At 69.0% G+C, this 24,864-nt stretch carries 25 protein-coding genes; 7 read left to right on the top strand and 18 right to left on the bottom strand.

The features are described from left to right. Positions 1–139 precede the first annotated feature (139 nt). Genes E4J16_RS05875 through E4J16_RS05855 form a run of 5 tightly spaced genes read left to right on the top strand, consistent with a single transcriptional unit; the run spans position 140 to position 4,564 of the window. Positions 140–1,297: an ABC transporter substrate-binding protein gene (locus E4J16_RS05875; protein WP_136193927.1), complete on the top strand. Its 1,158-nt coding sequence runs from the start codon at positions 140–142 to the stop codon at positions 1,295–1,297. Then, the gene (locus E4J16_RS05870) at positions 1,278–2,336 is read left to right on the top strand and encodes a FecCD family ABC transporter permease (RefSeq protein WP_136313502.1); all 1,059 of its coding nucleotides are present in this window, start codon (positions 1,278–1,280) and stop codon (positions 2,334–2,336) included. Before E4J16_RS05875 ends, E4J16_RS05870 begins: the two co-directional genes overlap by 20 nt. A gap of 28 nt (positions 2,337–2,364) precedes the next feature. Continuing rightward, positions 2,365–3,249, top strand: coding sequence for an ABC transporter ATP-binding protein (locus E4J16_RS05865; protein WP_204519961.1), 885 nt, complete (start codon positions 2,365–2,367; stop codon positions 3,247–3,249). Then, entirely contained in the window at positions 3,249–3,902 is a 654-nt protein-coding gene (locus E4J16_RS05860; protein ID WP_136193925.1) for a hypothetical protein, read from the top strand. Before E4J16_RS05865 ends, E4J16_RS05860 begins: the two co-directional genes overlap by 1 nt. Continuing rightward, on the top strand, positions 3,899–4,564 hold the full coding sequence (locus E4J16_RS05855; RefSeq protein WP_136193924.1) for a hypothetical protein: 666 nt from the start codon (positions 3,899–3,901) through the stop codon (positions 4,562–4,564). Before E4J16_RS05860 ends, E4J16_RS05855 begins: the two co-directional genes overlap by 4 nt. Here the strand turns inward: E4J16_RS05855 and pyk are convergent. The 13 genes from pyk to E4J16_RS05790 form a co-directional block, all read right to left on the bottom strand. Further along, complete coding sequence (gene pyk, locus E4J16_RS05850) at positions 4,552–5,982, bottom strand: pyruvate kinase (protein WP_136193923.1); 1,431 nt, start codon at positions 5,980–5,982, stop codon at positions 4,552–4,554. The two genes, E4J16_RS05855 and pyk, sit on opposite strands and share 13 nt — an antisense overlap. A 71-nt stretch (positions 5,983–6,053) precedes the next feature. After that, entirely contained in the window at positions 6,054–6,920 is an 867-nt protein-coding gene (gene lgt / locus E4J16_RS05845; protein WP_136193922.1) for a prolipoprotein diacylglyceryl transferase, read from the bottom strand. Then, entirely contained in the window at positions 6,921–7,745 is an 825-nt protein-coding gene (locus E4J16_RS05840) for an indole-3-glycerol phosphate synthase TrpC (RefSeq protein WP_240038308.1), read from the bottom strand. It abuts the gene before it with no gap. Between the two features lie 7 nt (positions 7,746–7,752). Beyond that, entirely contained in the window at positions 7,753–8,187 is a 435-nt protein-coding gene (gene hisI, locus E4J16_RS05835; protein ID WP_136313501.1) for a phosphoribosyl-AMP cyclohydrolase, read from the bottom strand. A gap of 42 nt (positions 8,188–8,229) precedes the next feature. Further along, entirely contained in the window at positions 8,230–8,682 is a 453-nt protein-coding gene (locus E4J16_RS05830; protein ID WP_240038307.1) for a DUF2752 domain-containing protein, read from the bottom strand. A gap of 12 nt (positions 8,683–8,694) precedes the next feature. Continuing rightward, on the bottom strand, positions 8,695–9,090 hold the full coding sequence (locus E4J16_RS05825; protein ID WP_136313500.1) for a DUF4190 domain-containing protein: 396 nt from the start codon (positions 9,088–9,090) through the stop codon (positions 8,695–8,697). Positions 9,091–9,187: 97 nt separating this feature from the next. Beyond that, positions 9,188–9,958 (bottom strand): imidazole glycerol phosphate synthase subunit HisF, encoded by a 771-nt coding sequence (hisF, locus tag E4J16_RS05820; protein ID WP_136193919.1) that lies wholly within the window; start codon positions 9,956–9,958, stop codon positions 9,188–9,190. A 2-nt stretch (positions 9,959–9,960) separates the two neighbouring features. Continuing rightward, entirely contained in the window at positions 9,961–11,265 is a 1,305-nt protein-coding gene (locus E4J16_RS05815) for an FKBP-type peptidyl-prolyl cis-trans isomerase (protein ID WP_136193918.1), read from the bottom strand. Then, on the bottom strand, positions 11,262–12,728 hold the full coding sequence (gene pafA, locus E4J16_RS05810) for a Pup--protein ligase (RefSeq protein ID WP_240038305.1): 1,467 nt from the start codon (positions 12,726–12,728) through the stop codon (positions 11,262–11,264). The genes E4J16_RS05815 and pafA overlap by 4 nt, the downstream gene beginning before the upstream one ends. Continuing rightward, positions 12,725–12,907, bottom strand: a complete 183-nt coding sequence (locus E4J16_RS05805) for a ubiquitin-like protein Pup (protein WP_136313499.1) — start codon at positions 12,905–12,907, stop codon at positions 12,725–12,727. The genes pafA and E4J16_RS05805 overlap by 4 nt, the downstream gene beginning before the upstream one ends. Beyond that, the gene (gene dop, locus E4J16_RS05800) at positions 12,904–14,628 is read right to left on the bottom strand and encodes a depupylase/deamidase Dop (RefSeq protein ID WP_136193916.1); all 1,725 of its coding nucleotides are present in this window, start codon (positions 14,626–14,628) and stop codon (positions 12,904–12,906) included. The genes E4J16_RS05805 and dop overlap by 4 nt, the downstream gene beginning before the upstream one ends. After that, positions 14,625–16,274 (bottom strand): proteasome ATPase, encoded by a 1,650-nt coding sequence (gene arc / locus E4J16_RS05795; protein WP_136313498.1) that lies wholly within the window; start codon positions 16,272–16,274, stop codon positions 14,625–14,627. Before arc ends, dop begins: the two co-directional genes overlap by 4 nt. Next, positions 16,267–17,334: a tRNA (adenine-N1)-methyltransferase gene (locus E4J16_RS05790; RefSeq protein ID WP_136313497.1), complete on the bottom strand. Its 1,068-nt coding sequence runs from the start codon at positions 17,332–17,334 to the stop codon at positions 16,267–16,269. The genes arc and E4J16_RS05790 overlap by 8 nt, the downstream gene beginning before the upstream one ends. A gap of 110 nt (positions 17,335–17,444) precedes the next feature. Between E4J16_RS05790 and E4J16_RS05785 the strand changes: the two genes are divergently transcribed. After that, positions 17,445–17,657 (top strand): DUF2992 family protein, encoded by a 213-nt coding sequence (locus E4J16_RS05785; protein ID WP_136313496.1) that lies wholly within the window; start codon positions 17,445–17,447, stop codon positions 17,655–17,657. A gap of 1 nt (position 17,658) precedes the next feature. On the opposite strand, the gene E4J16_RS05780 is transcribed toward E4J16_RS05785, so the two are convergent. The 5 genes from E4J16_RS05780 to E4J16_RS05760 all read right to left on the bottom strand — a co-directional run bounded on the left by E4J16_RS05780 (position 17,659) and on the right by E4J16_RS05760 (position 23,504). Further along, positions 17,659–18,525: a class I SAM-dependent methyltransferase gene (locus tag E4J16_RS05780; protein ID WP_136313495.1), complete on the bottom strand. Its 867-nt coding sequence runs from the start codon at positions 18,523–18,525 to the stop codon at positions 17,659–17,661. A 352-nt stretch (positions 18,526–18,877) separates the two neighbouring features. Continuing rightward, the gene (locus E4J16_RS05775; protein ID WP_136313494.1) at positions 18,878–19,993 is read right to left on the bottom strand and encodes a site-2 protease family protein; all 1,116 of its coding nucleotides are present in this window, start codon (positions 19,991–19,993) and stop codon (positions 18,878–18,880) included. Positions 19,994–20,075: 82 nt separating this feature from the next. Then, positions 20,076–21,011, bottom strand: a complete 936-nt coding sequence (locus E4J16_RS05770; protein WP_092536324.1) for a sugar ABC transporter substrate-binding protein — start codon at positions 21,009–21,011, stop codon at positions 20,076–20,078. A gap of 36 nt (positions 21,012–21,047) precedes the next feature. Next, positions 21,048–22,007: an ABC transporter permease gene (locus tag E4J16_RS05765; protein WP_204519959.1), complete on the bottom strand. Its 960-nt coding sequence runs from the start codon at positions 22,005–22,007 to the stop codon at positions 21,048–21,050. 3 nt (positions 22,008–22,010) lie between these two features. Further along, positions 22,011–23,504, bottom strand: coding sequence for a sugar ABC transporter ATP-binding protein (locus tag E4J16_RS05760; RefSeq protein WP_136313493.1), 1,494 nt, complete (start codon positions 23,502–23,504; stop codon positions 22,011–22,013). A gap of 192 nt (positions 23,505–23,696) precedes the next feature. Between E4J16_RS05760 and E4J16_RS05755 the strand changes: the two genes are divergently transcribed. Next, a complete protein-coding gene (locus tag E4J16_RS05755; RefSeq protein WP_204519957.1) occupies positions 23,697–24,674 on the top strand; it encodes a RecB family exonuclease in 978 nt (325 codons plus the stop codon). Positions 24,675–24,864 lie beyond the last annotated feature (190 nt).

Below are 24,864 nucleotides of genomic sequence, written 5' to 3'. Positions count from 1 at the left end.
CTGGGGCCGCCCGGATGAACTGACATACCGTCATAGGTTCACAAAACGATCACATTAAGTTAGGGTAGGCAGCACTTACTGGACCGGTTGGCGGGACTCTCCCGCATGGGCCGGTCGCCTCGAGTTCTGAAGGAGCCTCATGCACGTGCACCCCTACCCACGGCGCACCGTCATCCGGGCGGCCGCCGGAGTCGCCGCGACACTGCCCGCGCTATTCGCCGTCGGCGCCTGTTCCTCACGCTCCGGTCAGGACATCCCCGCCGAGCGCGGCGCCACTCTGGCTGAGCCGATCGTCGTCACCGATCAACGCGACAAGACTCACACCTTCACCCGATCGATCGAGTCCATCGTCACCACGGTCATCCCCTCCCCCTCGATCCTCACCGCGATCGACCAGGGCTACGACCGCATCTCCGGTGTGAACGAATCCACAGTCAAACGCGACCGCGGCTCCGTGTTCGAGACGATGTTCCCCGCCGCGGTCTCAAACAACACCGTCGCCAACTCCGACTTCATCCCGAATGTCGAGGAGATCACCCGCATCAACCCCGACGTCGTAATCCAGTGGGCCGACCAGGGGGACTCCGCCACCTACATAGAACCCATTGAGGCCGCCGGATACCCGGTGATCGGACTGCGCTACGGCACCCAGGAGTACCTGGAGCAGTGGATCAAGATGTTCGCGACCCTCTTGCAACGCGAGGATCGGGGCGAGCAGATCCTTCAGCGCATGCACCAGACCATCGCCTCGCTGCAGGAGTTCGCCGCCCAGCAGACCGCCTCGCCAACCGTCCTGTTCCTGCGCTCGGCCGGCGACTCCGGCTACAACGCCGGCATGAGTTCCACCCGCGGTTACATGAATACCTGGATGACGTTGTGCGGGGCCACGAATGTCGGCGCGGACGTCGACTACTCGACCTCCAACGCCACCAGCGTGGAGCAACTGCTCGCCTGGGATCCGGAGATCATCTTCGTCTCCTCCATGACGGCCCTGACGCCGGCGGATCTGTATGCCGACTCCGCTCTGTCGCAGTTGCGGGCCGTCAAGAACCACAAGGTCTACGCGGTTCCCTCCGGAGGCTTCTGGTGGGATCCGCCCAGCGCCGAATCGCATCTGACCATGATGTGGGCGGCCCAGATCGCCTACCCGGACACCGCCGCATTCGACCTGCGCGAGCAGCTGCGGGAGAACTACGAATTCCTCTACGGATACTCAGTGTCGCAGGATGAGATCGACCAGATCCTGCGCTTCGATGCCAACGCCGAGGCGCAGGGCTATGACCAGTTCTCCCGCTGATCCCCCCACCGGTCGGCGGTACCGGGGAATGCCCTGGGTGACCGTCATCGTGATCGGAGTGGTTTCGCTGGTGGTGTGCCTGCTGGCGCTGGCGGCGGGCCGATTCAGCATCCCGGTTGTAGAGGTCGCCCGCATGCTGATCGACCGGGTAATCCCGCTGGAACGCACCTGGTACGCCCAGGAGGCGAGCATTGTATTCGAGGTACGGCTGCCACGAGTAGTCCTGTCCTTCCTGGTCGGTGCCGCCCTGGCGACGGCGGGTGCCGTACTGCAATCGGTGTTCCGCAACCCGCTGGTGAGCCCCCAGGTCCTTGGCGTATCCGCCGGCGCGTCCTTCGGCGGGGTACTGACCATGGTGCTGGGACTCGGTTCCTCCTGGCTGGTGGGCGGCGCCTTCCTGTTCGGACTAGGCTCACTGGGCTGCGTAGTGGCATTCAGTCGCATCGTCTCCAGCGCACCCCTGCTGATGATCGTACTCGGCGGCGTGGTTGTCAGCGCCCTGTTCAGCGCACTGACCTCGTTACTCACCTATGTCGCCGACCCCTACCGGGATCTGCCCGCCATTACGTTCTGGCTGCTCGGCTCCCTGGCGACGGCCGGATGGGGCGGTGTGCTCACCGCCCTGCCGCCGATACTGCTGGGCACGCTCACCGTCTTCCTCCTGCGCTGGCGGCTCAACATCCTGTCTCTGGGCGACGACGACGCCCGCGCCCTGGGCGTGCCGCCCGCCCCCTACCGCAACGCGGCACTGCTGGCCGTGGCCCTACTGACGGCGGCCGCCATCTCCGTGTCCGGCGTCATCGGCTGGGTGGGCCTGCTCGTACCACATCTGGCCCGTCTACTGGTGGGCGGCGACAACCGGGTGCTGCTGCCCGCCTCATTCCTGCTGGGCGGCGGCTACCTCACGGCGGTGGACACCCTCGCCCGTTCCATCGCCTCGGTCGAAGTGCCGCTGGGAATTCTCACCGCGATCATCGGCGCGCCGTTCTTCGTGGTTCTGCTCGTACGCTTCAGAAGGCGGGTGTGGCTCAGTGACTAATTCAATGACTAACTCAATGACTAATTCAGTGACTAATTCAGTGACTACTGGTGCTGTCGGCGCCGCGACCGCCGAGGCGACCCGCACCAGGCGGCCCGAGACGGTGCTCGACGCCGCCGGCCTCGGTTTCAGGTACGGACGCAGCCGGTGGATCTTCCGCGGCGTGGACCTACGGGTGGGGGCCGGGGAGGTGCTGGCCGTGCTCGGACCGAACGCCCACGGCAAGACCACACTGGTCACCTGCCTGGCCGGGCTGCGCAACCCCACCGAGGGTGAGGTCACCCAGCGTGCCATCATCGGCTACGTCCCCCAGTCCCACGGCGCAACAGCCGCCTTCTCAGTACTGAATATGGTGCTGATGGGTCGCGCCCGCTTCGTACGCGCCTACGCCAGTCCGGGCCGCGCCGACCATGAGGCCGCAGAGGCGGCGATGGAGCGCGTCGGCATCATCCACCTGCGCGACCGCGACTACCAGGCCCTGTCCGGCGGTGAGCGTCAATTAGTCCTGATCGCCCGCGCACTGGCCACCGGCTGCCGCGCACTGGTCCTGGATGAGCCCGCCTCCGCTCTGGACCTGCGCAATCAGGCCTGTGTGCTGGGCGTCCTCCACGCCCTGGCAGAGGACGGTATGGCCGTGGTGATGACCAGTCATCACCCCGACCATGCGTTGCGGATAGCGGACCGGACACTGCTGATCGTGGACTCCGCGGATATTCGCATCGACGCCACGGCCAGACTGCTGACCGGTAACACCCTTTCCTGTCTGTACGGCCTGCCGGTGGCGACCCCCGAAGTGAACATCGGAGGCCAGCCGCAACGCGTCGTCGTCCCTGACTACGGAATCCACCGACATACCGCCGCGCAGACCACCCTTGCCCACACCGAACCTCCTGAGTGGAAAGGAACCCGCTGATGACCCATAACGAACCCCTTTGGCTCATGCCCGCACCAGATGGGCACTCCCCCACCATGGGGGCCGCCGACGTGCCCGACGGATTTCGCCCCCTCGACCCCTACGACTTGGATGAAGAGGCACTGGCGCATACGCCCGGCATCCTCGTTTCCGGCATGTGCGATCAGCGCCACCTGGCCGGCCACCGCGCGCACTTCGACGCGTTCTTGAGGGCCGGTGGCCGCATGCTGGTCAACGGTCACGTGGTGGAGCCCTGGGTGACCGGCCTGCCCAAATGGCGGCTGCTGGAGTATCACGGCCCGCGCGACCTGGGCATCACTCGCCTGGCCTCGCACCCGGTGTGGGACGGCGTCGATGTCGAAGAGCTGCTGTACCGTTCCGGGCCGCATATTCCCCGTACCCGGGAGCAACTGGAACAGTTCGGCGTGGCCGGCTTCTACGGTCGGGGCTACCTGTTAGACCTGCCGGTAGGCACCACGGTCATCAACGGTCTGGGACCGCTGCGGGCGCCCATCGATGTGGAGTTCCCGGTGGCAGAGGGCCGTGTCGTGGTTCATGCCGGCCTGGATCTGGCAATCTTCGCCCGCACCCCCGGGACCACCCTGACTCGACTCACCGACAACATTCGCAACTGGCTCGGAGGTAACGCATGAACCCCGCACCCATGATCGGCTTCGCCCACACCGGCACCGGCTCACAGCTAAAGACCCTGGCCGACCCCGCACTGCGGCCCTACCGCCTGGCCGACCTGTATCTGCCCGACGCGACGGCGGCAGACTTCGCCGCTCTCGATGTCCTGCTCGTCGCGGACCGCTCCCACCCCCGGATGCTGCTGGAACATGCCGCCGCCATGCGAGCTGTCGCCGAACGCGGCGGCACCCTGGTCGTATTCGGGGAGAACTCCGCCCAGGAGTGGTTGCCGGGCCTGCAATGGCAAGCACGACCCACCAACTTCTGGTGGTGGCGCACCGGGGAGGATTCCGGCATGCGGCGCCGCAGCCCGGAGCATCCCGTGTGGGAGTATTTGTCTGAACGCGCCGTGATCTGGCACCACCACGGCGTCTTCCAACTGCCCGAAGGCGCAGTGCCACTGGTGACGCTGGAGGAGGACGGGGCTGAGGCGGGTGTGACCACCTTCCTGGACGAGTCCACCACGCCCGGCGCGATCCTGGTCACCACCATGGACCCCTGCTACCACCATGGGGCGGGCTTCATGCCCGGCGCCACGCAACTGCTCTACTGCGTGTTGCGATGGGCCGATACCCGTTTTGCCCGCGCATCACTGCGGGCCCGACCCGGCGCTCACACCCGGTAATCGCCGCGCTCCCCCACCGTGTGCACGCGGATGGAGTTGGTGGAGCCGGGCGTGCCCGGGGGCATGCCGGCAACGATGATCACCTCGTCGCCGGGCTGGGCCAGATGCTTGGCCTGGAGCACTTCATCGACCTGATCAACCATGTCATCGGTGTGCTTTACCTCGGGCACCTCGTAGGTTTGTACACCCCAGGAGACCGACAGCTGGTTGCGGGTGGAGCGCAGCGGGGTGAAGGCCAGCAGCGGGATGGTTGAGCGCAGACGGGACAGGCGGCGAGCGGTGTCGCCGGACTGGGTGAAGGTGACCAGGTAGGTGGCGTCGAGCTGCTCGCCCATCTCAGCGGCGGCACGGGTGATGGCACCGCCGCGGGTCTGCGGGTAGGAACCCAAGGGGGCGATACGCTCGCCGCCGTTCTCCTCCACGTTCTCAATGATGTTCGCCATGGTGCGCACGGCCTCGATCGGGTAGGCGCCCACCGAGGTCTCCCCGGAGAGCATGACGGCGTCGGCGCCGTCGAGGATGGCATTGGCGCAGTCGGAAGCCTCCGCGCGAGTCGGACGCGGGTTCTGGATCATCGACTCCAGCACCTGGGTGGCGACGATCACCGGCTTCGCCTGACGGCGGGCGAGCTCGATGGCGCGCTTCTGCACCAGCGGCACCGCCTCCAGGGGCATCTCGACGCCGAGGTCACCACGGGCAACCATGATGCCGTCGAACGCGGAGACGATGTCCAGCAGGTTCTCCACGGCCTGCGGCTTCTCAATCTTGGCGATCACCGGAATGCGTACACCGACCTCGTCCATGATCTCGTGGACGTCCTTGATGTCGTCGGCGTTGCGCACGAAGGACAGAGCGATGAGGTCGGCGCCGATCTTGAGCGCCCAGCGCAGGTCCTCACGGTCCTTCTCACTCAGGGCGGGCACGGACACCGCCACACCCGGAAGATTGATGCCCTTGTGGTTGGAGACGTAGCCGGGTACCTCCACGCGGGTGACGACGTCGGTATCGGTTACGGCGGTGACGCGCACGGCCACGTTGCCGTCGTCGATCAGCAGCCGGTCCCCGGGACGGCAGTCCCCTGGCAGTCCCTTGAAGGTGGTGGAGACGCGCTTGACGGTGCCCAGGACGTCGTCGGTGGTGATGGTGAACTCGTCGCCCTTGTTCAGCATGACCTTCTGGTCATCAACGAAGTTGCCCAGGCGGATCTTCGGGCCCTGGAGATCAACCAGGATGGCGACGGCGCGGCCCGAGGCCTCAGCGGCGGCGCGCACGCGCGCTATGACCTCCTCCTGGTCCTCGGCGCGGCCGTGGGAACGGTTGATGCGGCATACGTTCATGCCGGCGTCCACGAGCGCCTGCACCTGTTCAGGAGAATCGGTGGCGGGCCCAAGGGTGCATACGATCTTCGCTCTGCGCATAGGCCAAGCCTAGATGACTCCCGGCCCGTGTACGAGCAACTGGCGCGCTCGCCGCCGGGTTGGGACCGTCATCACCGCCGCCCGCCGACAACCTCATCGCTCAGGGGCCGACGGGAGAGGACGACGAAGCAAACCAGACCGACCAAGAAGATCGCGATGGAGGTCCAAACGTTGAGCCGCAGCCCGGCAATCAGCTGAGCCTCGTCGATGCGCAGGCACTCGATCCACACGCGGCCGGCCGTGTACACCATCAGGTATGCCCACAGCAGCCGCCCGCCCACAGCGCCGTCACGACGCCGCAGGAATCGTTCCAGCCAGATGAGGAAGGCTGCTCCCGCAAGGTTCCACAGCGCCTCGTACAGGAACGTGGGGTGGAACAGCGTACCGGGTGCATAGCCGTTCGGCAGGTGCGCCGAGTCGATCCGTAGCCCCCAGGGCAGTGTCGTCGGGGAGCCGAACAGCTCCTGGTTGAACCAGTTGCCCAGCCGTCCGATCGCCTGGGCAACCAGCAGCGCCGGCGCGACGGCGTCGGCGAAGGGCGCCCAGCGCAGCCCACGACGGCGCAGCAGCCAGGCCGCGGCCACGGCCCCGAAGAAGATGCCGCCCCAAACGCCCAGCCCTCCCCGCCAGATCTGTGGGATGAGCGCGGGATTCCCACCCTGACCGAAATACGCGTCCGGGGAGGTGACCACGTGGTACAGCCGGGCGCCCACAATGCCCACGGGCACCGCCAGCAGGGCCACATCCAGCACCTGGTCCTCTCCCCCGCCAACGGCACGGTAGCGGCGGTCGGTCCACCAGACGGCGACGAACACCCCGGCCAGGATGCACAGGGCATAGGCGCGCAGCGGGAACGGCCCCAGATACCACACGGACCGGGCGGGACTGGGAATCGACGCCGCGACAGTTACGGCCGGGGTGAGCAGGGTGACTGGCACTTACAGCGCCTCTCGATGAGTTGCGGGAAGGAGCGCCGGGTGGCTGCCTGCGGCGACCAGCTCGGCTACGAACTGTTGAGGATCGGCGGACCGGATGACGGCCTCACCAACGAGCACGACGTCCGCGCCGGCACGCGCGTAGCTCATCACATCATGGGGCCCGCGCACTCCGCCGGCGGCAATGCGGGTCACGGAGCCGGGCAGTACCCGGGCAACCCGTTCGAACCGGGACCGGTCAACCATCCGGGTCTCCGGGTCCCGGGCGTCCACCGCGATGAGGCGGGCCCCCGACTGAACGGCGGCGACGGCCTCCCCCCGAGAGTGCGCCTCGACGACCGCCACCATCCCCAGGGAGTGGGTGCGCTCGATCAGCGACTCCAGGATGAGTGGCTCCAGACGGGCGTCCAGCATGAGCAGGTCGGCACCGTGGGCACGGGCCTCATGCACCTGGTAGGGGGTGACGATGACGTCATTGACCAGTACGGGTACGTCCACGGCGGCGCGAACGGCGTCAAGATCGGCCAGGCGGCCGTGGGAGCGAACCGGCTCGGTGACAACAGAGACGCAGGCGGCGCCGCCAGCGGCGTAGAAGCCCGCAAGGATGGCGACGTCACCGACTCCGGACAGGTCGGCGAAGGTGGCGGTTGCGCGCTTGACCTCGGCGATCACCGACACGGCACGTCCCTCACGGTGCAGGGCGGCCACAGCATCGCGACAGGCGGGGGCCGCGCGCACGGCCTCCTTAAGAGCATCCAACGGGACGCGTTGCTCGCGCGCGGCCACACAGGCCCTGGCCGCGGCGGCCAGCTCTTCGAAGCCGTTCACCCGGTAGTCACCCCCTCCGCTCCTCATGGTTCCCGGCCGGGGGCCGCTCAGGCAAATCGGTCCGGTAGGAGGGACGCTCACCCACCGCGGCACCCAGGTCCCCGCCCGTCAGGAAGCAGGTGCGCTCCCCCGTGTGGCAGGCGGCGCCGACCTGGTCCACCTCAACCAGCAGCGCATCACCGTCGCAGTCCAGGGACACGGCCTTGACGTACTGGTAATGCCCGGAGGTGTCACCCTTGCGCCAGTACTCCTGCCGTGAGCGCGACCAGTAGGTCACGCGCCCCTCGGTGAGGGTGCGGCGCAGCGCCTCGTCGTTCATCCAGCCGACCATCAGCACCTCACGGGTGTCGTACTGCTGGACGACGGCGGCCACCAGACCATTCGCATCCCGCTTGAGCCGGGCTGAGAGTTCAGGGTCCAGAGTCTTGGCTGAGGCTGTCACCCCTTCATTCTCGCACGCCCCAGGCTGAGGGGCGGCCACGGCTCAGCCTGCGGGCCCCAGGAGGGGGTTGATATACAGCCACATTCCCGGAAGGTTCCGCAGCAGGGCGAATACGCCGGCGGCCGCGAACAGTGCAATGGCCTCGCGTGAGGTGAGCAGCGGCCGCGGATGGCTCCTGCGGCGGCCGCTGACCCAGCGCACCAGCACTGCGGCGCCCAGAGCCAGCACCAGCAACGCGAAGGGGTTGTAGCCGACCGCATCGATCACATCGCCGTGCATGAGCGCACGGGTCGCGCGGGTGCCCCCGCACAGCGGACACCAGTAGCCGGTCAGGCGGTGCATGATGCACAGGTCTACTCCGTCCCGCCCCAGTAGCCTCGAACCGATGATCAGCGCTCCGGGCAGGCACGATACGGCTACCGCCGCGCCCGTCAGGGCGCGGCGGCGCTTGTCGGAGTCACTTACGACTCCAGCAGGAATACGGGTGCCGGTCACAGGTGCACCGGGTCAGTTGTTGAGCACGTTGTTGACCATGCCCGTGGAGATGTTGATGATCGACCACACAATGGACAGCACGCCCAGGACAATGCCCGCGATGGCCATGCCCTTGTTGTTGGCACGGCCCTCGTTGGCGGCCTGCATGCCGAGGTAGCCCAGGATGATCGCCGGGATACCGGTGAAGATGCCGCAGCACACCGAGGCGATGCCCAGCCCGAGCGCCCAGCCACCGAGGCTGTTCTTCTCGGTTGCCATCGCCGTGGGGTTCATGCCGTAGCCGGCGGGCTGGTTGTAGCCCTGGTACTGGGGGGCCTGTCCGTTGGGGCCGCCCTGGTACTGCGGCGGCTGGCCGCCCGGATAGCCCTGGTTGTTCCCGGGATTCTGATTGGGGTCATAGCTGGTCATTAATTCGCCTTTCCTGGTGTAGCACGAACCGTAACATGAGAACCGGGTGGAGGTGTATGGGGAGAACTCCCCCCAGGTCTTCACCTACCCGCATAGCTCAGCGCACCGGGTGGCCGGCGGCCCGCAGCGCCTCCTTGGCCTGCCCGATGGTCATAGTGCCGTAGTGGAAGACGCTGGCTGCCAGAACGGCATCGGCGCCGTGGTCAGCCGCGGCCGCGAAGTCCTCCGGCCGCCCCGCGCCGCCGGAGGCGATCAGCGGAATACGCACCGCGCGGCGCACGTCGTCGAGCATCTCCAGGTCGAATCCGCCGGTGACACCATCGGCGTCCATGGAGTTCAGCAGGATCTCGCCCGCGCCCAGCTCGGCGGCGCGGGCGGCCCACTCCACGGCGTCAATACCGGTGGAACGAGTGCCACCGTGGGTGGTGACCTCGTAGCCGGAGGGCGTGGCCACGCCTTGCGGGCAGCGCCGGGCGTCCACCGACAGAACCACCACCTGATTGCCGAAGCGGGCGGCGACCTCCGACAGCAGCTCCGGGCGGGCAATGGCGGCGGTGTTGATGCCGACCTTATCGGCGCCTGCGCGTAGCAGGCGGTCGACGTCGTCCACGCTGCGCACGCCCCCGCCGACGGTCAGCGGCACGAAAACCTGCTCCGCGGTGGCGGCCACCACATCCAGCATGGTGGCCCGCCCCTCCGCGGATGCGGACACGTCCAGGAAGGTGATCTCATCCGCTCCCTGGGCGTCGTAGCGGGCGGCGAGCTCCACCGGATCGCCGGCGTCGCGCAGACCGGCGAAGTTCACGCCCTTGACCACGCGGCCGTCCTTGACGTCGAGGCATGGGATCACGCGCACGGCAACACTCATGTCTACTGCTCCTCCTGGCCGGCGCTGCCGGGGCTTGGGGTCACTCTGACGATGCCGCCCCCGGCGTCGGGGGCGGCGCTCTCGGTCGGGGATGAGGTGGCGTCGGTGACAGTGCCGTCGGCGGCGACGGCGAGAATGTCGATGACTACAGCCAGCGCGTCGTCACCGGCGGCCTGATCGGCCGGCAGGGCCAGCACGATCCGGCTGCCCACGGTCACATCCACCAGCTGCTGAGAGATGCCCGCCATGGTGTTGGTCATGTCGATCGTGCTGGGAACGGTTGTGAAGCCGTAGCTGGATGTGCCCAAGGCGGCGTCGGACCAGGTGACGAAGGCGTAGCGGGCGATGATGACGTCGCCGGAGTCGATCTGCTGCCCATCGCCCGCCACCAGGACCGAGGCGACAGCCCGGGTGGGGGCGGCCAGCCCCTCAATCGACAGGGACACGCTGCCGTCGTCGCCGAAAGTGACGGCGGGCATGCCGTCCGCGGGATCCTGCGCCTGGCCCGAGGCCGTGGTGGGCAGGACATCAACCACGGTGATCTCGGTGACGACGGCGCCGTCGGCGCCCGACACGGGGGCGCGCAGTACCAGTCGGGACCCCTCCGTGATACCGGTGACCGTCTGGGCGAGCACCTCGCCAAGAGCAGAGGCATCGACGGTGCCCCGGTAGATGCGCACGCCGGTGGGGGTGCCGGTGGTGTTCGCACCGCTGGTCCCGGAGAACGTGGAGACGGACAGCAGGACGGCGTCCCCAGGGGACAGAGTGCGGCCGTCTCCCGCGATCAGTGTGTCGGTCGTGACTGAGGTGGCCGGCGCCAGCGGAGCACTCAATGAGACCACCGGTACGGAGCCGACTCGTCCGGCGACCTCCAGGACGGAGTCGATTGGGGCGTCCGCCGCGGTCACCTGACCGGTGGCCGTGCCCGTGGCCTCGCCCCCGTCGCCGAGGCGGGAGACGATGACCGGCACCAGCACGATCGCGACGATGACGACGACGGCGAGTACGACGGCGACCCGCCCGCGGGGACGGGGCCGCCCCAGGGCTGCGCCGATGGCGCGCTGGGCGCCGGTAATGGCGGGCGGTTCCTGCCGCTCCTGCTCCGACGGGACCACCGCGGTGGGCACACCGGGGCCGCCGTCGACATGCACGACCGCAGGCGGGGGCGCCGAGGCGTGCATCTCTATGCTGCGCTGCCGGGCACGCTCGAATTCCCGCTCGAGCTCGCGCAGCTGGCGGCGGGTCAACGGCTTGCCATCCGGCCCCGCGGCGGGGACGGGCGTGGTCTTGTCGGTGTATTGGCTCATGGGCTGCTAATGAGTATGCCAGAGCGTGGCGAGTCTGGCTCCTCCATGGCGGCCAGTAGCGCGTCCACGCGCGAGTCGACGGCGGCGAAGGGGTCGCGCAGGGCCACGGGGCGGCTACGACCATCATCAAGCTTGAGGTTGACCCAGTCGACCGACAGGTCGCGCCGCAGGTCCTCGGCGCGGGCGACCGCTGTGCCGCGCAGGTGGGCGCGGGTGGTCGCGGGCGGGGTACAGACGGCGGCGCGGCAGGCGTCCTCGTCGATGATGCGGCTCAGCAGCCCTGCGGCCTCGAGTCGCGCTCGTAGTCCGTCGTTCGGGTCGACGTCGTGGTAGGCCAGGGCCAGGCGGGCCACGCGCGGATCATCCAGGCCGGTACCGGCACGCTGCGCGTAGCGGCTCAGCAGCTGGTACTTGGCGGCCCAGTCCAGCTCGGTGGCGACCAGCGCCGGGTTCCCGGAGCGCACCGCCTCCAGGCCCCGCTCCCACAGGTCCAGTACTTTCCGGTAGGCGTCGTCCAGGTCCAGTTCGGCGGTGGCGTGCGCGCTAACGCGGGCCAGGTGCTCGGCCTGCAGGTCTACCGGGTTGATGGTCCTCCCATCGGCGAGTTCCAGGGACACCGTGCCGGTCAGGTCGTGGCAGGTGTCGCGGATGGCGCGCATGGGATCGGCCAGCCGTAGGTCGGACAGGTCACCGCCGTCCTCCAGGTAGTCCAGCAGCAGGTCCATGGCGCCGACCTTGAGCAGGGTGGAGCCCTGGGCAATGTTGGAGTCCCCGACAATCACGTGCATGCGCCGGTACTGCTCGGCGTCGGCGTGAGGCTCGTCGCGGGTGTTGATCAGCGGGCGGGAGCGGGTGGTCGCGGAGGATACGGCGTCCTCCATCTGGTCGGCACGCTGGGAGAAGGCATAGCGGGCGGGGCGCCTGCCGGCGGGGTCGGTGAGGATGTGCCCGGCACCGACCAGGATCTGCCGAGTGACCAGGTGTGGTACCAGGGTGCGGGCGTCATTCCAGAAATCGCCGCGTCGGCGCACCAGGTAGTTCTCGTGGCAGCCGAAGCCGGTGCCCTCGGCGTCGAGGTTGTTCTTAAGCAGGTGGATGCGGCCGGGCACGTCCTGGGCGGCGAGGCGGGCGTTGGCCTGAGCGGCCAGGTCCGCCATGGTCAGCTCGCCCGCACGATCCTGGGCGAGCAGGTCCGCCAGGCGATCGCATTCGGCGGTGGCGAACTCGGGGTGGGAGCCGACATCCAGGTACAGGCGCGCGCCGCCGCGGGTGAAGACGTTGGAGGAGCGTCCGCGGGCGATCAGGGGCGCGAACAGCTCCCGAGCGGCGTGATCGGCGTCCAGCGGCGGGGGGCCGCCCGCCGTGGAGGCACAGGTGATGCCGTACTCGGTTTCGACGCCGATGATCCGCCGTGCCGGGGGACGGCGGCCGGAGCCTGCGGCCGGGGAGGCCGTCACCGTCACTGCCCGCCCTTCTGGACGAATCCCTGGACGAAGGCGGCGGCATTGGTCTCCAGGACGGCGTCGATCTCGTCGAGGATGTCGTCCACCCCGGCGGTCTGGGAGTGCCCCGCGGCGGGCGCCACGGGCGCGGCGGCGTCGTCGGGGACGGCGCCGGGCTGGATCTGCTCGTTAAGGCTCATGCGGGATCCTCACTTCCTGACTCGAGGGGTTCTTCCGGGGTGACGGCGCCGCGTACGGCATCCAGGATACGGGCCGATTCTGATTCCGAGACGGCGACGGCGTCCGGCAGGGGCAGGCGCAGGAGCTCGCCCCGCCCCGGGATGTCCAGCACCAGGCTGGTCCAGGAGGCGGCGACGACGGTGGCGTGCTCGGCCACGGCTGTGCCGCGGACGGCTGCGCGTGTGCCGGCGGGCGGCCGGTCGGCGGCGGCCTCCACCTCGGCGTCGGTGACCAGGCGGCGGGTGCGGCCGGCGGCAATGAGCTTCTCGGCCAGCCCGCGGCCGGTACGCAGGTCGGCCCACTGAATGTCGGCGGCGGCCAGACGCGGGTCGCCCCAGTCGGTCCCGGAGCGCCGGCGCAATCCCTCGCACAGCTGCAGCTTGGCGACCCATTCGACCAGCTGTGCGGCCCGAGCGGTGGCCTGCGGCTGGGCGGGGGTGCCGTGAGCGGCGGCGTAGGCGTCCAGCGCCTCCAGGGTCTCGTCCCAAAGGGCGAGCGCCTGGGCGGTTTCGGCGCCGACATGTTCGGCGTCGGTGCCGCCGTAGTCCTCGCCCAGGGCGGTGGTGATGGCCTGCAGGTGAGCGCGCTGGATCTCCAGTGCGGTCAGTCGGCCGCGGGCGGTGGCGAGCGTGTACGTGAGCGTCGGGTCGTGGGACAGCGCCCAGTGCTCCTCGACCGGGTCGGCGGTGATGCGCAGGTCGGTCAGCGCCCCCAGGCCCTGGCCGCGGTCGTGGGTGCGCTCCAGGTACCAAAGCAGCAGGTCGGTGGTGGCGACCTTGAGGTAGATGGGCACATCGAAGCGGTTGGCGTCGCCGTTGATCACGTGCAGGCGGCGGAAGCGGGCGGCGTCGGCGTGCGGCTCGTCGCGAGTGTTGACGATGGGGCGGTTGAAGGTGGTTTGCAGGGCGATGTCGGTACCCACGTAGTCGGCGCGCTGGCTGATCTGGAAGCCGGGGCGCTCGCTGCGCTGCCCGATGCCCACCCGGCCGGCCCCGGCGAATACGGGCCGGGTCACCAGGAAGGGGATCAGGGCGGCGGCCAGCGTGTCGAAGGGCAGGTCGCGGCGCACCAGGTAGTTCTCGTGGGAGCCGTAGGCGGCGCCCTTGCCGTCGACGTTGTTCTTGTACAGCACGACCTCCCCAGCAGCCGGGTCGAGGGCCGTCATGGCGCGGCGGGCGATCACCTCCCCGGCCCGGTCCCATACGAGGGCGTCGCGGGGGGTGAGTACCTCCGGGGAGGAGTACTCCGGGTGGGCGTGGTCCACGTACAGGCGCGCTCCATTGGTCAGTACGGCCGTGCTGGCCTGGGGCAGGGCGGCCTCCGCAGCACTGGGACGCGGGCGCGTGCCCCACGGGGCCGGGGGCAGGTCGCCCGCGGGCGCGGGCCGATCGGGGTCGTCGGTGAGCTGGCTGGGGTGGGCGGCGGCCCGCTCCAGGCGGCCGCCGCGCAGGTCGGCGAGGGGATCCTCGCCCTCGTAGTCCCAGCGCACGACCGCGCTGGTGCCGGCCGCCGGGCGCGCAACGGCGCCATAGGCGGCGACGATCCGGCTGGCCATGACCACCGCGTTGGCGTAGGGGTTGCCCGGCTCAAGCACCCCGAACTCGGTCTCCAGGCCGACGGGGCGGCGGACCGGCCCGAATGCCGCGCCTTCCGAGTACTGGTGGTTCTCCGGTGTGATCATGAACCCTCACGCCCCTCCTGGATCCGGTGCACCGCGTGGATCGCCTCGCCGCGGTGGCCGACGACGCGGCCGGCGGCCTCGGGGGCGGTGGCGGCGGTGATCTCCTCGTTCTGCTGGGCCTCGACGGCGACCGCCGCGCGCAGCCGCCCGGTGGACAGGCCGCCGTCCCCGCCGACCAGCTCATCCTTGATGGCGGCGGTCTTGGCGCGGGCGACGATGGCGGCGAGCATCGCGCCGGAGACGAAGTCGGCCAGGTACAGGGTCTCGCGCCGCCCGGAGACGTAGGTCAGCTCCAGCACGGCCCGCTCGGGGGTGCGTGCGTACAGGTCGGCGACGACGGCGCGGCGCATCGCCGCAGCGGCTACCTCCCGGTCGCCTCCGGCCGCAGCCAGTTCCGCCGGGTCCAGGGGCAGGTCGGAGCGCAGGTGCTTGCCGAGGACCTCCGCAGCAGCTTCGGCGTCGGGGCGGTCGATGCGGATCTTCACGTCGAAGCGGCCGGGCCGCAGAATCGCCGGATCGATCATGTCCTCCCGGTTGGAGGCACCGATGATGACCACATTGTTCAGCGACTCGACGCCGTCGATCTCGGTGAGGACCTGCGGCACGATCATGGTCTCCACGTCGGAGGAGACACCGCTGCCACGGGTGCGGAACAGGGCCTCCATCTCGTCGAAGAAGATGACCACCGGCCGGTCCTCGGCGGCGACCTTGCGGGCCTGGTCGAAGATGGCGCGGATCTGCCGCTCGGTCTCGCCCACGAACTTGCTCAGCAGCTCCGGGCCCTTGATGTTCAGGAAGGCGGCGTCGTGGACACCGGCACCCGTAGAGCGAGCCAGGGAGGTGGCGACCGCCTTGGCGATCAGGGTCTTGCCGCAGCCGGGCGGACCATACAGGAGCATGCCCTTGGGGGCCTGCAGCCCGTAGGCGCGGTACAGCTCGGGATGTGCGAAGGGCAGTTCCAGGGAGTCGCGGATCTGCTGAATCTGCGGGCCCAGGCCGCCGATGTCGTCCCAGGACACGTCCGGGGTCTCGGCGACGACCAGCTGCTGGACACTGGTGCGGGCGATACGGGCGGTTACCAGGTCGGCGCGCAGGTCGGCGGCCAGGGTGTCGCCGGGCCGCAGCGCGTCGGCGTCCAGGTGCCCGGCCAGCCGCACCACGCGGGTGGCGCCGGAGCCGGTAGTGACCAGGGCGCGGGCCGCAGGCACCGCGGTGCTCTCACCGCCGACGGCCGCGGCGTCGCCGCCGTCGGCCAGCACCTCGTCCAGGGTAACGGCCTCACCGGTGTCGGGCACGGGCAGGGCGCCGACCACCAGCATCTGGTCGTTGACGGCCACGCGCTGCCCCACCCGCAGCTCGGCCGCATCCAAATCGGGGTGGAGTCCCAGCCGCAGCTGCCGCCCACCCAGGGATACGTCGACCTCGGCGGGGCCGGGAAGGCCCGTGAGCAGGCCGAGGGTGAGCGGCGGGCGGGTGACGGCGTCGAGCTGGGTGCCGAGTTCCGCGATGCGCTCGCGGGCGGCGTTCAGGGCCGTTACCAGGCGCTCGTTCTTGGCGGACAGGCTGATGGCCTCGGCGCGGGCCTCGCGCAGCTGATGGCTGGTGAAGTCGCGCGCGGGCATGCCCAGGGGCTGGGGTTCACTCATGTTCCGGCTCCTGCGGTCCGGGAGGGCCCGGCTGAACCGGGGTCGCGTCCTCGGGCTGCTTGGCCCGGCAGTCGCGCAGCACGCGGCGGACCTTGCGGTCGGTGCTGGTGCGCTCCCCCACGTCCTCGCTGGTCCAGTAGCCGGCGTCGTCGTAGGCGCCGCGGGCGGGCGGACGCTTGCGGGCCAGCGGGGCGGAGTCGGCAGCGAGGCGGCGGGCGGAGATCAGGAAGCCGGTGTGGGCGACCATGCGGTGGTCGGGGCGCACGGCCAGGCCGTCGACGTGCCAATTGCGTACCGCCGACTCCCAGGACTCAGGCTCGGTGAAGCGCCTGGAGTGGCGCAGTGCCTCCACGGTGCGTGACAGCTGCGGGACCGTGGCGACGTAGGCGAGGAACACGCCGCCGGGCACCAGCGCGCGGGCGGCGGCGTCGATGTTCTCCCAGGGGGCGAGCATGTCCAGCACCACCCGGTCCACGCTCGCATCGGCGACATGGGCGGCAACCACGTCGGCGAAGTCACCGGTGCGCAGCTCCCAGGCGGGGTGGTGGCGGCCGAACCAGGCATCGACGTTGGAGGCGGCGATCGCCGCGAAGTCATGGCGCCGCTCAATTGACAGCAGGTGGCCGCCCTCCCCGATGGCGGACAGCAGGCTCATGGTCAGGGCGCCGGACCCCACCCCCGCCTCCAGCACTCGGGCACCGGGAAAGATGTCTGCGAAGGCGACTACCTGGCCGGCGTCCTTGGGGTAGACGACCTGGGCGCCACGGGGCATGGACAGCACATAGTCCGCCAGCAGCGGTCGCAGCAGCAGCAGCTCATGCCCGGACTCGGTCGTGATCACCGTGCCCTCGTCGCGGCCGACCACGTCGCGATGGTAGAAGCTGCCGCGCTGGGACTGGAAGAAGCCGCCGGGGTCGAGCACGAAGGTGTGCTTACGGCCCTTGGAGTCGGTGACCTGCACGCGTTCGCCATAGCGGAAGGGGCCGCGGCGTCCGGCCTGCCCCAGCACCTGTTGGGTGGCTACGCGCGGCTGCACGGCGGGAGTGGTCTGCTCGCTCATCGGGCCCGAGTCTAGTGAGCCCCGGCGACGTTGGCGTTACGCTGTCATCGGCGCCCCAGCCGTGGGCGCCGACCCGGTTGCACGAATTGCACGGTCCGGAGGAAGTCCGGATGGCGCCGCTCCCCCGCGGGACCCCGCAAAACCCGGCCCAGCAGGCGTCCCGGCACGCGCCGTCGACGGCATCGCAGGAGGCGCTGGCGCGGGCACGCGAGGAGCAGGGTGCCGCACGGGCACAGGCGTCGGCCGCCGACCGGCGTCGCCGCGAGCAGGACCGCTACGAGCAGCGCCGTCGCCGGGCCAAGCAACACCACCGGGGTCACTGACTCAGTTCGGCCGGTGGGCGACGACGGCGAGCTGCAGCGGCAGCATGTCACGCAGCGCCGGATCAATGAAGCGGTAGCCCTGCGGGCAGCGCTCCATGAGCTCGGGCCAGCGGCACCAGGCGGAGTAGCGGGTCTCGGTCACCTCGTCCAGCGCCATGCCCGCGTCCATTAGGGCGGTGAGGATCTCGCCGACGCCGTGGTTCCACTGGTGACTGACCGGGTGGGTGACGACGGGAGCACCGTCGGCGGCCTCGATGTAGGAGCCCTCGTCCTCCCAGGTCATGGGGTCGGTGCGCTGGAAGTACGGCTCGTGGAGCGTCAAACCATGAGTGGTGTCATCCCCCACTGCCTGCAGGATCGGGTGGTCGTCACGTAGTACCAGGCGACCCGCCGGTCGCAGCAGTGAGGCGATGACGCGGGCCCAGGCCGCCACGTCCGGCAGCCAGCACAGCACCCCCAGGGAGGTGTAGACGAGGTCGAAGTCCCCCGCCAGCGCCCGCCGGGCGTCGTAGACGTTTGCCTGTACGAACTCGATGTCGGCGCCGGCTCTCCCGGCGATGGACCGGGCACGGCGCAGCGACTCGCCCGACAGGTCCAGCCCCACCACCCGGTGAGCGCCCAGCCGGATCAGGCTCACCGTGTCCAGGCCGAGGTGGCATTGGAGGTGGACGACGTCCATGCCGCTCAGGTCGCCCAGGCGCTCGCGGTCTGGGGCTATTTCAGCGGTGATAGCGGTCGGGGAGGCGAGCAGTTCTGCAATGCCGTAGCCGCTGGCCTCATGCAGCACCGCGCGATCGTCCCAGTTGGCGCGGTTGTCGGCGAAGTAGCGGTCGTCGGCGTCGCGGGCAACTGGATCGACGTCGGTCATGGCAGCAGCATAAACGGCGCTTCGTGTTTGAGGATGCGGCGATGTTGCCTGCGATTGGGTCGGGTGCTGGCGGCGTTCGTGGCAGCGCGCAGCGCCGTAGGTTTTGGCCGGGTGCTCCGCACGCGTGCTTGGGCTGCGAGGTGGGGCCGGCGGTGTGCCCGTGCCCGGGGTCGTCTACTACGCCGGTTAGGGCTCTAGTACGCCGGTTAGTTGTCTGTTGAAGGGCTCTGGAGCCTACAGCACAGGTCTAACCGGCGTAGCAGACACCGAAGGGGCGTACCCAACGCCACCTCCCCAAGGCCCGCACCCCATGCCTCAACGCGCCAATGCCCGCGCAGTCCCCCTCCCGGGCTCAGCGGGCCCCGGTGGGGACGGCGCCGGCGACGCGTCCCCCTTCCACCAGCACCAACCACCGAGAGACCGTGCGCGCCCGTGCCAGGGCATCTGCAGCCGGCTGCCCGGTGGCCTGGGTCGTCACGGCGGCCGCCGGCAGCACGGTGCATACCTGGCTGACCGCGACCGCGGCGGCGTCGGGCAGGCCGGAACGCTCCAGCTCGGCTAGGGCGGGGGCGTCGAGCGTGCCCAGGATCCGGGAGCCTTCAGCGACGAGTACAAGCCCGGCTCCGGCGTCGAGCTGCTCGCGCGCGGCGGTCAGGGGCGTGTCAGCGGGGACGACGGCGACCGGACGGGTCAGGGTGCGCAGGTCGAGTCGGGCGGCGGCGCGGGTGCCTCGGCCCAGGCCGAGGACTCGCCAGGAGGTGGTGGCGATGGGCCCGGCGATCATGACTGCCAAGAACAGGCTGAAAGCGTCTGGCTGCCTGCCAGCCAGCAGCGGCGCCAGAATCCAGCGCCAGGCGACGCCGCCGACCACGATCAGCCCACCGACGGCGGCCAGACGCTGACCAAGAACGCGCCGGCCGGTCAGCTGCTCGACCAGTGCGGCCAGCGCGTGTCCGCCGTCGAGCGGCAGGCCCGGCAGGGCGTTGAAGACGGCCAGGGCGAGGTTGACCCAGGTCAGCGCCCACGCCGCAACGAACACGGGCGCGGACTCGATCCGGTCCAGCAGACCGTGCCCGACGGTCCACAGCGTCAGGTTCGCGGCCGGTCCGGCCAGGGAGGTGATCACGTCCTTCCAGGGGCGCCACCGGCTGGAGGGGCCGAAGCTGGTGCGCCCGCCCCACAGGTACAGCTCATATCGCACCGGTCGGCGCCCCAGCAGCGTGCCGGCCGCGCCGTGGGCGAGCTCGTGCATCAGGACGCTCACCCCCACGCCCAAGACCGTGGCGGCGACCGTGCCGAGCACGGTGATGGCGCCATGGCCGGCAAGTGCGGAGGAGACCACCGGGTACCAGCTGCCGGCGATGAGCAGGCCCAGCAGGAGCGAGGTGGGGGCGACGACGACGGGCGCGCCGCCGAGCGTGAACAGCGTCCAGGAGTCCGAACGGCGTCGGGCGACAGATGCGGTCATGCGCCGACCCTATCGGCGGGCGCTGCGTAAACGACTCGCACGTTCTCAGGAGTCGGTCGCTGATCCAGCCCCTAATTCGCGGTCAGCCGTCTGAGTCGAGCGTGTCGATGTTGTCGGCCGTGATCCAAACCGCCTCGGTGTAGTTGACGGCCTCGACCGTCTCGCCCTTAATGAGCTTGTCCATGGTGTCGACCGCGAGTCGTCCGATGCCGGCCGTGTCCTGGGAGACAGTGCCGGCCATGCCACCGTTGCGGATGGATGCAACGCCGTCGTCCGTGGCGTCAACGCCGGACACATGCACGTCACCCTGTTCGCCAGCATTGGTCAGTGCCTTGAGTGCGCCCAACGCCATCGAGTCGTTCTGCGCGACGATCGCATCGATACGGGTGCCGGTAGACAGCCAGTTCTCAGTGACGGTGAGTGCCTGGGCAGTGTCCCAGTTGGCGGTCTGCTCCAGGACCACGCTCACGCCCGGATGCTCCGCCAGCACCGCGTCGTAGCCCGCTTTGCGCTGCAACTGCCCGTCCGATCCCATGGGGCCGTACAGGACGGCGATCGCACCCTCCTCACCGATCGCCTCAATGACCTTCTCCATCTGCAGTTTGCCCGCAGCGGTGTCATCCCCGCCGATGTAGGAGGCGGCCCGTTCCTGCTGCTCGGCCTGCTGCACGATGGTCGCGATCGGAATCTCCGCCTCATTGGCCGCCTTGAGCCCCGGCGCGATGCCCTCCTTGGAAACGGGTTCGACCAGGATGCCGTCGTACCCCTGTGCGACGGCGGACTCGATCTGGCTGATCTGCGTGGCTGCGTCGCTGTTGCCGTCAAAAACGGTCACCGTGATACCGAGCTCCTCGCCCTCGGCTACGGCCGAGTTGGCTACCGTCGTGGTGAACGAATTGGTCATATGACTCATCACCAGTGCGATCCGCAAGCGTCCGTCGGTCGCGCCGAGTGTGCAGGCCGAGACCATGGACGCGGCCACCATCAGCGCACCGAGAACGGCTACTACGCGCTTCATAGTTCTTCTCCTGTTCGCAGTGTGATACCGGGCGGCTCAGCTACGCCGCCGCGCCTTGACGTCCAGGAGCACCGCCGCCACGATGATGGCGCCCTTGACCAGCCGCTGGAAGTTGGCATCGATCCCGAGGATGTCGAGCCCGTTGGCGATCACCGCAATCATCAGTGCCCCGATGAGCACCCCGGAGGCCCGACCGCGCCCGCCGGACATGGACACGCCCCCGATAACGACGGCGGCGATTGCATCCAGCTCGTATGACTCGCCCGCCGTGGGCGAGCCGCTGATCGTACGCGAGGCGAGCAATACCCCGCAGAAGCCCGCCAGCAGGCCGGCGATGACGAAGACCGACACCTTGGATCGCTTGACGTTGACGCCGGAGACCTCGGCAGCGACCGGATTGCCGCCCACGGCGTAGACGCGCCGGCCGTATACAGTCCGGCTCAGCACAAAGGCGCATATCGCGAAGATGACCACCAGATAGATCGCCATCACCGGGAAGCGCCCGATCTTCACGCTGGCGACGGCCTCGAAAGTGGCTGACACGTTGAAGACGGGGGCACCGCCCGAGACGATCAGCGCAAGCCCACGTACTGCGGTCATGGTGCCCAGGGTGACGATGAATGAGGGGATCGCGCCATAGGCGACGCCCACTCCGTTGAGCAGTCCCACCAGCGCGCCCACTGTCAGAGCCGCGAGGATCGGCACCACGACCGGATACTCACCGGGGTGCGCCAGCATGGCGGCGACCACTCCGGCCAGCGCGATGGTAGAGCCGACCGACAGATCGATCTCCCCGGAGATGATGACGTACATCATCCCCATTGCGAGTATGCCGTTGATCGTGGTCTGGACCAGGATCAGCAGTACATTGTTCACGCTGAGGAAGTGGTGCCCAGGAGACACCAGCCACAACGCGAAGACCAGGGCGATGAATACGACCAGGATCCCCGCGTCGCGGACGGACCAGCCTCTGAGCCTTTGCATAACAGCATTCATGATTCATCCTTCGAATCGCGAGGCGAGCTCCATGATCGCCTCCTGTGAGAATTCGGAGCGTTCCAGCATTCCAGTGCAGCGGCCCTCCGCCAGCACCATGATTCGATCGCTGAGCCCAATCAGCTCCCCCATCTCGGAGGAGATGAGGATGACCGCCCTGCCCTGTTCGACCAGGTCGCCGATCAGCTCGTAGATGTCGTGTTTGGCGCCAACGTCGATGCCGCGGGTGGGCTCGTCGAAGATGACTACATCGGGCTGCATCAGCATCCATTTGGCCAGTACGACCTTCTGCTGGTTGCCGCCGGACAGTTCCACGACGTACTGGTTCGGTGAGGTCGCCTTGACTTGCAGCGACTGCATGTAATGACTCACCGTTCGCCGTTCCCTCCGGGGAGATATGAGGCCGCCGGGGAACAGCCTTTCCAGGGAGGGCAGCGTCACGTTCTCCAGCACCGTGCCACTCAGGTTCAGGCCGGTGCGCTTGCGGTCCTCGGTGATCAGGGCCATGCCGTGCCCGATGGCGTCGGCGGGCCGCTTCAGGTGCACCTGAAGACCGTCGCGCAGCACCGTGCCACCCGAGTGCCGCCCGAATCCGAACAGCGACTCCACCAACTCTGATCGGCCCGCGCCCACGAGCCCGCCAATGCCGAGGATCTCGCCGCCGTGCAGCGTCAGGCTGACGTCGTGCACCCGGCTCGGTACGCTCCAATGGCGCACCTCCAAGACGGGCTCCCCCACAGACACCTCCCGCTTGGGGAAGACGTCGTCGATACTGCGACCAACCATGGACCTGATCAAGGCGGCATCGTCGAATTCGGACGCATCGCCGGTGGTTACGTGCCTGCCGTCGCGCAGCACCGTTATGCGATCGGCAATGCGGAAGATCTCCTCCATCTTGTGGGAGATGTAGATGATGCCGACCCCTGCGTCTCGCAGACGCCGGATCTGTGCGAACAGGTTCTCGGCGTCATCCTCGGTGATCGCGGAGGTTGGCTCATCCATGATGACGACCCGCGCCTGGGCGGACAGCGCTTTGGCGATCTCGACCTGCTGGCACTGTGCGACGGACAGTTCGCGCATGTAGGCATCGACCGGCAGTTCGGCCTCCATGGACTTCAGCAGCTCGACTGCCTCCCGACGCATGCGCCGCAGGTCCACCAGCCCCAGGGAGTTGCGCGGTTCACGACCGATGAAGATGTTCTCGTACACGCGCATGTCCAGCACCGGGTTGAACTCCTGGTGGATCATGGCGATTCCCAGGTCCATCGCCTGGCGGGGCGAGCCGATGCGCACCGGGCGGCCGTCTATCAGCACCTGACCGGCGTCGGCTCGCAGGACGCCGATGAGGATCCGCATCAGGGTCGACTTCCCGGCACCGTTCTCCCCCATCAGTGCATGCACCTCGCCGCTGCGCAAGTCGAGGGACACGTCGTCCAGGACCTTGGCCCCCGTGAAGGACTTGGCGATCGAACGCGCCTCCAACACCACCTCGCCCATAGCCGCTCCTTTGCGTAGACGATTCTGTGACAAAAAGCATAGGTCCCACAGTTTGTCCTGTCAATAGGTTCATGTCGGGGGGCTGCTCCGGTGTCCACAGGGGCGGCTCACGACAGGGGGCGAGGCGGTGGCTGTGGACGGCCCACCGTCCAAGTCCCATTCATGTCGCCGGGCGGCGGTAGGTTCGCCCACATGAGTGAACACCCCAGCCGGCCCGACGCCGCACCCGCCGTGACGACCAAGGTCGATGCCGTACCGACCGCCGACGGCGTGCGCCCCACGGGCCCTGGTGACTCCGCCCGTGCCACGGGTCCCGGAGGGTGCGGCAACCGTCGCGGCTCGGGGCGCACAGCGCTGTCGCCGTCGCGGGCCAAGGACTTCATGCAGTGCCCGCTGTTGTTCCGCCTGCGCACCGTGGACCGTATCCCGGAGCCCGGCTCCCTGGCCACCCATAAGGGAACGCTCGTGCACGCGATCCTGGAGCGGCTCTACGACCTGCCGGCCCGCGAGCGCACCCGCGAGGCCGCGCTCGCGATGCTGCCCGGCCAGTGGGAGGCGCACCGGGAGAAGAACCCCGCAGTGATGGCCCTGTTCGCGGACCCCGCCCAGGTCGACCCCTGGCTGAATGAGGCCCGCGAACTGGTCGGTGCCTATTTCCAGCTGGAGAACCCCACGCGGCTGGAGCCGGCCGAGCGGGAGCTGTTCGTGCAGGCGGAGACGCGCGACGGGCTGCTGCTGCGCGGCTTCGTAGACCGCCTGGACGTGGCCCCTAACGGCGCCATGCGCGTGGTCGACTACAAGACCGGCCGGTCCCCGGGCCCGCGCTTCCAGGAGGAGGCGCTGTTCCAGATGCGCTTCTACGCCCTGGTGCTCTGGCGTCTGCGCGGACGGGCCCCATCACGCCTGCAGCTCGTCTACCTGAAGGATGGCCGCACCCTCACCCACGATCCGCGGCTTCCCGAGCTGGAGACCACCGAGACCAAGCTGGCTCGCATCTGGGACGAGGTGGAGGACTGCGCCGCCGCGGGCGAATTCGCCCCGCACCGCTCCCGCCTGTGCGACTGGTGCGCCTACCACGCCCAGTGCCCGGTATTCGGCGGGACCACTCCCGAACTGCCCGCCGACGGCGTCGAACGGCTGCTCACCGCCAGACGCACCCCCGCGGCGTAGGCGCGATCCCGACCGGGCAGTCTCGCAAAGTGATACGGCCTTGGCGCGCAGTCGCCGACCGCGCCTAGCATCTCGGCCACGGCCCCGATTAACAGTCGGCGGCCGCCGTCAACCGCAGTCCCTGAACGGAAGATGAATCTCATGAGCTCCCAGATCGCAGCCCGCAACCTTCGCGCCCGGCGCGGAGCGT

The organism is Actinomyces procaprae, assembly GCF_004798665.1.
In the GTDB taxonomy this organism is placed as follows: domain Bacteria; phylum Actinomycetota; class Actinomycetes; order Actinomycetales; family Actinomycetaceae; genus Actinomyces; species Actinomyces procaprae.
Note: the sequence above shows the minus strand (reverse complement) of the source record. Positions and strands in the feature narration are given on the sequence as shown.

What these genes read in the sequence shown, in the direction of transcription:
- E4J16_RS05875 (WP_136193927.1), top strand. Translation starts at nt 140, where the DNA reads ATGCACGTGCACCCCTACCCACGGCGCACCGTCATCCGGGCGGCCGCC.
- E4J16_RS05755 (WP_204519957.1), top strand. Translation starts at nt 23,697, where the DNA reads ATGAGTGAACACCCCAGCCGGCCCGACGCCGCACCCGCCGTGACGACC.
- E4J16_RS05825 (WP_136313500.1), bottom strand. Translation starts at nt 9,090, where the DNA reads ATGACCAGCTATGACCCCAATCAGAATCCCGGGAACAACCAGGGCTAT.
- arc (WP_136313498.1), bottom strand. Translation starts at nt 16,274, where the DNA reads ATGAGTGAACCCCAGCCCCTGGGCATGCCCGCGCGCGACTTCACCAGC.
- E4J16_RS05780 (WP_136313495.1), bottom strand. Translation starts at nt 18,525, where the DNA reads ATGACCGACGTCGATCCAGTTGCCCGCGACGCCGACGACCGCTACTTC.
- E4J16_RS05870 (WP_136313502.1), top strand. Translation starts at nt 1,278, where the DNA reads ATGACCAGTTCTCCCGCTGATCCCCCCACCGGTCGGCGGTACCGGGGA.
- E4J16_RS05770 (WP_092536324.1), bottom strand. Translation starts at nt 21,011, where the DNA reads ATGAAGCGCGTAGTAGCCGTTCTCGGTGCGCTGATGGTGGCCGCGTCC.
- E4J16_RS05760 (WP_136313493.1), bottom strand. Translation starts at nt 23,504, where the DNA reads ATGGGCGAGGTGGTGTTGGAGGCGCGTTCGATCGCCAAGTCCTTCACG.
- pyk (WP_136193923.1), bottom strand. Translation starts at nt 5,982, where the DNA reads ATGCGCAGAGCGAAGATCGTATGCACCCTTGGGCCCGCCACCGATTCT.
- E4J16_RS05775 (WP_136313494.1), bottom strand. Translation starts at nt 19,993, where the DNA reads ATGACCGCATCTGTCGCCCGACGCCGTTCGGACTCCTGGACGCTGTTC.
- hisF (WP_136193919.1), bottom strand. Translation starts at nt 9,958, where the DNA reads ATGAGTGTTGCCGTGCGCGTGATCCCATGCCTCGACGTCAAGGACGGC.
- E4J16_RS05790 (WP_136313497.1), bottom strand. Translation starts at nt 17,334, where the DNA reads ATGAGCGAGCAGACCACTCCCGCCGTGCAGCCGCGCGTAGCCACCCAA.
- dop (WP_136193916.1), bottom strand. Translation starts at nt 14,628, where the DNA reads ATGATCACACCGGAGAACCACCAGTACTCGGAAGGCGCGGCATTCGGG.
- E4J16_RS05785 (WP_136313496.1), top strand. Translation starts at nt 17,445, where the DNA reads ATGGCGCCGCTCCCCCGCGGGACCCCGCAAAACCCGGCCCAGCAGGCG.
- E4J16_RS05765 (WP_204519959.1), bottom strand. Translation starts at nt 22,007, where the DNA reads ATGAATGCTGTTATGCAAAGGCTCAGAGGCTGGTCCGTCCGCGACGCG.
- E4J16_RS05805 (WP_136313499.1), bottom strand. Translation starts at nt 12,907, where the DNA reads ATGAGCCTTAACGAGCAGATCCAGCCCGGCGCCGTCCCCGACGACGCC.
- E4J16_RS05815 (WP_136193918.1), bottom strand. Translation starts at nt 11,265, where the DNA reads ATGAGCCAATACACCGACAAGACCACGCCCGTCCCCGCCGCGGGGCCG.
- E4J16_RS05855 (WP_136193924.1), top strand. Translation starts at nt 3,899, where the DNA reads ATGAACCCCGCACCCATGATCGGCTTCGCCCACACCGGCACCGGCTCA.
- E4J16_RS05860 (WP_136193925.1), top strand. Translation starts at nt 3,249, where the DNA reads ATGACCCATAACGAACCCCTTTGGCTCATGCCCGCACCAGATGGGCAC.